Annotated in this window: 7 protein-coding genes, 2 tRNA genes, 2 rRNA genes and 1 other RNA gene (1 of these 12 running past the window's edge); 1 reads left to right on the top strand and 11 read right to left on the bottom strand. The window is 45.6% G+C overall.

Annotated elements, in window-relative coordinates; translation table 11 throughout:
- The 11 genes from NYE49_RS00170 to tadA all read right to left on the bottom strand — a co-directional run.
- Positions 1–797: ribosomal RNA gene (locus tag NYE49_RS00170) — 23S ribosomal RNA — on the bottom strand (it extends 2,131 nt beyond the left edge of the window).
- 81 nt (positions 798–878) lie between these two features.
- Positions 879–954: transfer RNA gene (locus NYE49_RS00165), tRNA-Ala, on the bottom strand.
- An 11-nt stretch (positions 955–965) separates the two neighbouring features.
- A tRNA-Ile gene (locus NYE49_RS00160) sits at positions 966–1,042 on the bottom strand.
- 102 nt (positions 1,043–1,144) lie between these two features.
- Positions 1,145–2,694 (bottom strand): 16S ribosomal RNA (locus tag NYE49_RS00155).
- Together the 16S and 23S rRNA genes with 2 tRNA genes alongside form the textbook arrangement of a ribosomal RNA operon.
- Positions 2,695–2,938: 244 nt before the next feature.
- Complete coding sequence (bofA, locus tag NYE49_RS00150) at positions 2,939–3,202, bottom strand: sigma-K factor-processing regulator BofA (protein ID WP_047181962.1); 264 nt, start codon at positions 3,200–3,202, stop codon at positions 2,939–2,941.
- Between the two features lie 66 nt (positions 3,203–3,268).
- Positions 3,269–3,493 carry a YaaL family protein gene (locus tag NYE49_RS00145; protein ID WP_003242387.1) on the bottom strand — a complete coding sequence of 75 codons (225 nt, stop codon included), beginning with the start codon at positions 3,491–3,493 and terminating at the stop codon, positions 3,269–3,271.
- 17 nt (positions 3,494–3,510) lie between these two features.
- Positions 3,511–4,107 carry a recombination protein RecR gene (gene recR / locus NYE49_RS00140; RefSeq protein WP_003225425.1) on the bottom strand — a complete coding sequence of 199 codons (597 nt, stop codon included), beginning with the start codon at positions 4,105–4,107 and terminating at the stop codon, positions 3,511–3,513.
- A 14-nt stretch (positions 4,108–4,121) separates the two neighbouring features.
- Positions 4,122–4,445 carry a YbaB/EbfC family nucleoid-associated protein gene (locus NYE49_RS00135; protein ID WP_003225427.1) on the bottom strand — a complete coding sequence of 108 codons (324 nt, stop codon included), beginning with the start codon at positions 4,443–4,445 and terminating at the stop codon, positions 4,122–4,124.
- A 23-nt stretch (positions 4,446–4,468) separates the two neighbouring features.
- Positions 4,469–6,160 (bottom strand): DNA polymerase III subunit gamma/tau, encoded by a 1,692-nt coding sequence (dnaX, locus tag NYE49_RS00130; RefSeq protein WP_029317164.1) that lies wholly within the window; start codon positions 6,158–6,160, stop codon positions 4,469–4,471.
- Positions 6,161–6,289: 129 nt separating this feature from the next.
- An RNA gene (gene ffs, locus NYE49_RS00125) (signal recognition particle sRNA large type) lies at positions 6,290–6,554 on the bottom strand.
- 82 nt (positions 6,555–6,636) lie between these two features.
- Entirely contained in the window at positions 6,637–7,122 is a 486-nt protein-coding gene (gene tadA / locus NYE49_RS00120) for a tRNA adenosine(34) deaminase TadA (RefSeq protein ID WP_047181961.1), read from the bottom strand.
- 85 nt (positions 7,123–7,207) lie between these two features.
- Between tadA and NYE49_RS00115 the strand changes: the two genes are divergently transcribed.
- Positions 7,208–7,753 (top strand): isochorismatase family cysteine hydrolase, encoded by a 546-nt coding sequence (locus NYE49_RS00115; RefSeq protein ID WP_003226786.1) that lies wholly within the window; start codon positions 7,208–7,210, stop codon positions 7,751–7,753.
- Positions 7,754–7,821: the final 68 nt, after the last annotated feature.

Below are 7,821 nucleotides of genomic sequence, written 5' to 3'. Positions count from 1 at the left end.
TTCAACGTGCGTGGGTTCGGGCCTCCATTCAGTGTTACCTGAACTTCACCCTGGACATGGGTAGATCACCTGGTTTCGGGTCTACGACCACGTACTCATGCGCCCTATTCAGACTCGCTTTCGCTGCGGCTCCGCATCTTCTGCTTAACCTTGCACGGGATCGTAACTCGCCGGTTCATTCTACAAAAGGCACGCCATCACCCGTTAACGGGCTCTGACTACTTGTAGGCACACGGTTTCAGGATCTCTTTCACTCCCCTTCCGGGGTGCTTTTCACCTTTCCCTCACGGTACTGGTTCACTATCGGTCACTAGGGAGTATTTAGCCTTGGGAGATGGTCCTCCCGGATTCCGACGGAATTTCACGTGTTCCGCCGTACTCAGGATCCACTCAGGAGAGAACGAAGTTTTGACTACAGGGCTGTTACCTCCTATGGCGGGCCTTTCCAGACCTCTTCATCTACCTCGTTCTTTTGTAACTCCGTACAGAGTGTCCTACAACCCCAAGAGGCAAGCCTCTTGGTTTGGGCTAATCCCGTTTCGCTCGCCGCTACTCAGGGAATCGCATTTGCTTTCTCTTCCTCCGGGTACTTAGATGTTTCAGTTCCCCGGGTCTGCCTTCTCATATCCTATGAATTCAGATATGGATACCACTCCATTACGAGTGGTGGGTTTCCCCATTCGGAAATCTCCGGATCAAAGCTTGCTTACAGCTCCCCGAAGCATATCGGTGTTCGTCCCGTCCTTCATCGGCTCCTAGTGCCAAGGCATCCACCGTGCGCCCTTTCTAACTTAACCGTTAAAAAGAATCACTATGTGATATCTTGTATTACTAATTGAATGTGATGTCTACTGTTATCTAGTTTTCAAAGAACACGTTGGTGGAGCCTAGCGGGATCGAACCGCTGACCTCCTGCGTGCAAAGCAGGCGCTCTCCCAGCTGAGCTAAGGCCCCGTTATATAAGATGGTGGGCCTGAGTGGACTCGAACCACCGACCTCACGCTTATCAGGCGTGCGCTCTAACCAGCTGAGCTACAGGCCCATCTTAACTTATTCAAGGAACAAAGTTCCTTCAAAACTAAACAAGACAGGGAACGTTCTGTTTATAAGACCCAAGGTCTTATATTCCGTATAATATCCTTAGAAAGGAGGTGATCCAGCCGCACCTTCCGATACGGCTACCTTGTTACGACTTCACCCCAATCATCTGTCCCACCTTCGGCGGCTGGCTCCTAAAAGGTTACCTCACCGACTTCGGGTGTTACAAACTCTCGTGGTGTGACGGGCGGTGTGTACAAGGCCCGGGAACGTATTCACCGCGGCATGCTGATCCGCGATTACTAGCGATTCCAGCTTCACGCAGTCGAGTTGCAGACTGCGATCCGAACTGAGAACAGATTTGTGGGATTGGCTTAACCTCGCGGTTTCGCTGCCCTTTGTTCTGTCCATTGTAGCACGTGTGTAGCCCAGGTCATAAGGGGCATGATGATTTGACGTCATCCCCACCTTCCTCCGGTTTGTCACCGGCAGTCACCTTAGAGTGCCCAACTGAATGCTGGCAACTAAGATCAAGGGTTGCGCTCGTTGCGGGACTTAACCCAACATCTCACGACACGAGCTGACGACAACCATGCACCACCTGTCACTCTGCCCCCGAAGGGGACGTCCTATCTCTAGGATTGTCAGAGGATGTCAAGACCTGGTAAGGTTCTTCGCGTTGCTTCGAATTAAACCACATGCTCCACCGCTTGTGCGGGCCCCCGTCAATTCCTTTGAGTTTCAGTCTTGCGACCGTACTCCCCAGGCGGAGTGCTTAATGCGTTAGCTGCAGCACTAAGGGGCGGAAACCCCCTAACACTTAGCACTCATCGTTTACGGCGTGGACTACCAGGGTATCTAATCCTGTTCGCTCCCCACGCTTTCGCTCCTCAGCGTCAGTTACAGACCAGAGAGTCGCCTTCGCCACTGGTGTTCCTCCACATCTCTACGCATTTCACCGCTACACGTGGAATTCCACTCTCCTCTTCTGCACTCAAGTTCCCCAGTTTCCAATGACCCTCCCCGGTTGAGCCGGGGGCTTTCACATCAGACTTAAGAAACCGCCTGCGAGCCCTTTACGCCCAATAATTCCGGACAACGCTTGCCACCTACGTATTACCGCGGCTGCTGGCACGTAGTTAGCCGTGGCTTTCTGGTTAGGTACCGTCAAGGTACCGCCCTATTCGAACGGTACTTGTTCTTCCCTAACAACAGAGCTTTACGATCCGAAAACCTTCATCACTCACGCGGCGTTGCTCCGTCAGACTTTCGTCCATTGCGGAAGATTCCCTACTGCTGCCTCCCGTAGGAGTCTGGGCCGTGTCTCAGTCCCAGTGTGGCCGATCACCCTCTCAGGTCGGCTACGCATCGTTGCCTTGGTGAGCCGTTACCTCACCAACTAGCTAATGCGCCGCGGGTCCATCTGTAAGTGGTAGCCGAAGCCACCTTTTATGTTTGAACCATGCGGTTCAAACAACCATCCGGTATTAGCCCCGGTTTCCCGGAGTTATCCCAGTCTTACAGGCAGGTTACCCACGTGTTACTCACCCGTCCGCCGCTAACATCAGGGAGCAAGCTCCCATCTGTCCGCTCGACTTGCATGTATTAGGCACGCCGCCAGCGTTCGTCCTGAGCCAGGATCAAACTCTCCGATAAAGTAGTTTGACTGACTACGCACATCGCTGTGCGATTTATAAAAATGAATTAACAGGTACGTTTTGTCTTGTTTAGTTTTCAAAGAACTTTGTTTACCGCTCGTTTAAGCGACTTTATTATCATAACATTTACCGCCGCTACTGTCAACAACTTTTTAACATTTTCTTTTCGAAAAAGCTGTTCGTCATCAGCGACGTATATTAGAATAACACCTTCAATTATCTAAGTCAATACATAATATCAATTAAATGATAAATTGCTTAATAACGACTAACGCAGCTATTCCGGGTATCCCTAAAATTCCGCTGATAGCTGTTGTAACCAGATTAATCGGCACATGAATGCCAAGACTGCCGCCAAACATATTTACACAAACCAGCAGCAAAGCACCTGCCACAAATTTAACAGCTGTGATGCCCATCCACTTTAAAGACTTTGCAGCTGAACCTGATAAAAAAAGAAGAATAACCAGTCCTAAAATAATCCCAATAATAAAAATAGGCTCCATGAATCTTCTCATCTCCTTCGCTTGTTCTAGTACAAGCTTATGAGAAGATCCAGGAGTTTAGACCACTTACTTCCACCGGCTGATTTTTAAATTTCGCTGCTTCGCTTCCCTTAAGTAAAAAAAATACTTCGCTTCAGCTACTTTCAGTTCGTATAACACTTCAGCAGACGGTTCTAAGCTTTTTTCAACCAGCTTTTTTTGCCTGTTCCACTCTTCCTTTTGCTTAAAAAGCTGCTCGGTTAGTTTTTCATCAAACTCTCTTCTTAATGTTTTCTTGCGAAGAAAACCCATGGATCGCTTTTTCCTCCTTACAATTCACGTCTTCCTTCAAGTGCTTTAGAAAGAGTGACCTCGTCAGCATATTCCAAGTCACCGCCGACGGGCAGTCCGTGGGCAATACGGGAGAGCTTAATACCAGACGGCTTGAGGAGCCTTGATATATACATCGCCGTTGCTTCCCCTTCTATATTAGGGTTTGTCGCGAGGATCACTTCTGTCACTTGATCATCCTGTAATCGTTTTAACAATTCTGGTATTTTAATATCCTCCGGTCCGATGCCGTCCATTGGAGAAATAGCGCCATGAAGAACGTGATACTGTCCATTGTATTCCTTCATTTTCTCCATAGCGATAACATCCTTAGGGTCTTGCACAACACAGATAACAGACTTATCCCTGCGCGTATCTTCACATATATAGCAAGGGTCCTGGTCTGTAATATGCCCGCAAACTGAACAATATGTCAGGTTGCGTTTCGCATTTACTAATGCTTTCGCAAAATCTAATACTACATCTTCTTTCATACCTAGAACAAAAAAAGCCAGACGAACCGCTGTTTTCGGTCCGATCCCTGGCAATTTCATAAAGCTGTCAATCAGCTTTGATATTGGTTCAGGATATTGCATGTTCTTTTATCCCCCTAGAATAAACCTGGCATGTTCATTCCCTTTGTAAATTGACCCATTGTTTCGTTTGTGATTTCGTCAACTTTTTTCAAAGCTTCATTCGTTGCAGCAAGCACTAAATCTTGAAGCATATCAATATCTTCAGGATCAACGACTTCTTCTTTGATGATAACATCCAGGATTTCTTTTTGGCCGTTTGCTTTTACTGTTACCATACCGCCGCCTGCAGTTCCTTCAACAACCTTTTCTGCAAGCTCTTCTTGAGCCTTCGCCATGTCCTTTTGCATTTTTTGCATTTGTTTCATCATTTTTTGCATATTACCCATTCCGCCACGCATAGCATTCACTCTCTTTCATTTTGTTAGTCTTTTATTTCAATTAAATCCGCTCCAACAAGCTTTTTCGCTTCGGCAATAAGCGGGTCTTCTTCAGCCGGTTCATTTGATCCTTCATTTTCCTGCTGATGATCTTCTAAAAATTCTTCTCTTATTTTACCCCATTGTGCTTCTGGAACGCCAATCAAATCCATTCTTTTTCCGAGCATCGATTCTAAAATCTGCTCAAGATTAGTCCGGACTCCGTTGTTATCCTCAGCGACCATTTTACAATGAATTTCATATTTGAATTTCAGAACAAATGCCGCCGATCCGGCAGCCACAGGTTCACTGTCATTCAGCAAAGCGGCATGTGATACTTTGTTTTGCTGTTTGAGATGAGCAAGAAGCTTGCCCCAACTGTTTCTGAGCAGATCAAGATCCGGTCTTGTGGCTTCCTTCAAAATCTCATGAATTCTGCCTACTGGCGCTTTGTAATTGGATTTCCCGCCCTTTGGCACACGCGGCGCTTCTTTTTTCGGGCTTTCCGCAGCTGCTTTTATGCCCGTTGTTTTGAGCCGCTCTACTTCCTGTTCGAGCTGCTGGATTTTTTTCATCAGCATATCCACTTCCGGGAGATCAGCAGCAGATTGATGTGAGGTTTGGCAAATCTTCACAACGGCCACTTCGAAAAAGATACGCGGATGATTTGTCCATTTCATTTCCTGATGGCTCTTGTTCAGAATATCAATCATTTCATATAGGGCCTGAGCCGGAATTTGTTCACTTAGTTCCCGGAACGTTTCATCAACTTTTACTTTCTCAAGCACTCCCTCTAAGCCAGGGGCTGTTTTGTACAGCAGCATGTCCCTGAAATAGAAAATCATATCTTCTATCAGCTTAGCTGGATCTTTTCCTTGCTGAAGCAATTCATTTAATGTTTCCAGTGCGTCAGAAACGTTTTTATCATGCAGGGATTGTGCAAGCTTCCCGATATATAATTGAGAAACAGCACCCGTAATTAAAAGCGCATCTTCGACTTTCAGGATATCACCGCTGAATGATATGGCCTGATCAAGAAGGCTCAGGGCATCCCTCATCCCTCCGTCTGCAGCACTCGCGATGATATCCAGCGATCCTTCCTCCACTTGTAGCTGTTCAGCATCAACAATTTTATTCATGCGGCCTACAATCGCTTGGGAGGTAATTCGTTTAAAGTCAAAACGCTGACATCTAGAGATAATGGTTAAAGGAATTTTGTGCGGTTCAGTTGTTGCTAATATGAAAATACAATGCTCAGGCGGCTCTTCTAATGTTTTTAGTAATGCATTAAAAGCGCCGATAGAAAGCATATGCACCTCATCTATGATATATACCTTATATGTGACGGCCGATGGAGCAAACTTCACTTTATCGCGAATGTCACGAATCTCATCAACACCGTTATTAGAAGCGGCGTCAATTTCTATGACATCGGATATTGACCCGTTTGTTATCCCTTTACAGGCCGCACATTCGTTGCATGGCTCATCAACAGGAGCATGTTCACAGTTGACAGCCTTAGCAAATATTTTGGCTGCACTGGTTTTTCCGGTTCCTCTAGGCCCGGAAAACAGATAGGCGTGAGAAAACTTTTTTTGCAAAAGGGCATTTTGCAGCGTTTTTGTAATGTGTTCTTGTCCGACCACATCTTCAAAGCGCTGAGGCCTGAATACTCGATATAAAGCTTGGTAACTCACGGGTTTGCCCTCCTCCGTTATTCATCATTCCCATTATACATGAACCTTGTTTCGATTCCAAAAGCTCTTTTTACATAACAAAAAACTCACCTAATGTTAGGTGAGTCTGAAAATTTGATGATTGATTTACCGTGCACCTTCTGTCGATTCGCTACCCTAAGCGTTACTTAAGCAGTTAGCTCGGCCCAGGCAACCCTGCGGCACATGAGAGGTTTCACTTAATGCTGCTTCCTTCCGGACCTGACATGGTTCATGAATTCCCATTGCGCAGGACCCAAACGTCAACACCACTTACTTAAGGCAGGCCTTAAAGTAAACGAACCTCGAGAAGGGATTCGGCCCTGCTAGAGCGGATTGCAGGTACAGGGCACCGCTACCTCCCCGCTTAGCACGGCAAAATAAATATCAAATTTTATGTTGCATCTATTACGATGCACACTTAAGTATATCTGTTTCCCCTAAAAATTGCAACCGTACTATTCAGACAAGTTTTTCCTGGCGGCTTTCTTCTTTTTTCTTAGTTCTCTGAAAAACGCACTGAGCATTCCGCCGCATTCTTCCTCAAGCACACCGCTCACCACTTCAGCCTGATGATTAAAGCGATCCTCCTGAAGAAGGTTCATTAGCGTGCCTGAACAGCCGCCTTTCGGATCATATGCGCCAAAAACCACTTTTTCCACTCGAGAAAGTACGACTGCACCAGCACACATTGGACAAGGCTCAAGCGTCACATAAAGAGTCGCACCTTCCAGCCGCCATGTTCCCAGTGCCTTACACGCTTCTTCAATTACAAGCATTTCTGCATGGGCAATAGATCGCTGTTCAGTCTCTCTTAAATTATGTGCACGCGCTATAATTTCATCATTAACGACAAGCACCGCACCTATCGGCACTTCACCTTTCTCTTCAGCCTTTTTCGCTTCTTTAATTGCTTCTTTCATATAAAGTTCATCTTGTGTCATAAGGATAAGCTCTCTTTTCAAAGTTTTTTCATTGCCTAAAAAGGCTACATATTAACTATAACTGAAACGGAAAGGAGACTGTCGATTGTCCAAAGCAGATACAGCCCTTCTCATTGTAGACATGATCAATAATTTTGAATTCGATATGGGAGAAACCCTCGCTAAAAAAACAGAAAAAATCGTTCCTCATATTTTATCATTAAAGGAGCACGCGAGACAAAATGAATGGCCGATTATTTACATCAATGATCATTATGGACTTTGGCAAGCTGACATTAAAAACATTCAGCAAGAATGCACAAATGAAAGAAGCAAGGATATCATCACAAAGATAGCTCCGGAAGATGCTGATTATTTTTTAATCAAACCAAAACATTCCGCTTTCTACGAAACTGCACTTCACACCCTCCTTACTGAGTTGCAGGTGAGACATATTATCTTAACAGGTATAGCCGGCAATATATGTGTGCTGTTTACTGCTAATGACGCTTATATGAGGGAATACAGCATCACGATTCCTAAGGACTGTATCGCGTCAAACAGTGACGAAGATAACGAATTCGCCTTAACCATGATGGAGAATGTTCTTTTCGCAGAAATTACGACGGAAGAACAAATTACAGAAAAGTAAACATGATCAGCGCTTTTCTTTCATACATTGATAGCGATATGAAAGGAGGCGTTTTTCATTCAAATTTA

The sequence above is a fragment of the Bacillus sp. FSL L8-0358 genome (genome assembly GCF_038593095.1).
Taxonomy (GTDB): Bacteria; Bacillota; Bacilli; order Bacillales; family Bacillaceae; genus Bacillus; species Bacillus subtilis.
The sequence above is the reverse complement of the archived record's forward strand: the minus strand, read 5'-3'. Positions and strand labels throughout refer to the sequence as shown.

Bases quoted from the DNA above. Each gene is read 5' to 3' on its own strand.
- bofA (WP_047181962.1), bottom strand. From the start codon at position 3,202: ATGGAGCCTATTTTTATTATTGGGATTATTTTAGGACTGGTTATTCTT.
- NYE49_RS00145 (WP_003242387.1), bottom strand. From the start codon at position 3,493: ATGGGTTTTCTTCGCAAGAAAACATTAAGAAGAGAGTTTGATGAAAAA.
- recR (WP_003225425.1), bottom strand. From the start codon at position 4,107: ATGCAATATCCTGAACCAATATCAAAGCTGATTGACAGCTTTATGAAA.
- NYE49_RS00135 (WP_003225427.1), bottom strand. From the start codon at position 4,445: ATGCGTGGCGGAATGGGTAATATGCAAAAAATGATGAAACAAATGCAA.
- tadA (WP_047181961.1), bottom strand. From the start codon at position 7,122: ATGACACAAGATGAACTTTATATGAAAGAAGCAATTAAAGAAGCGAAA.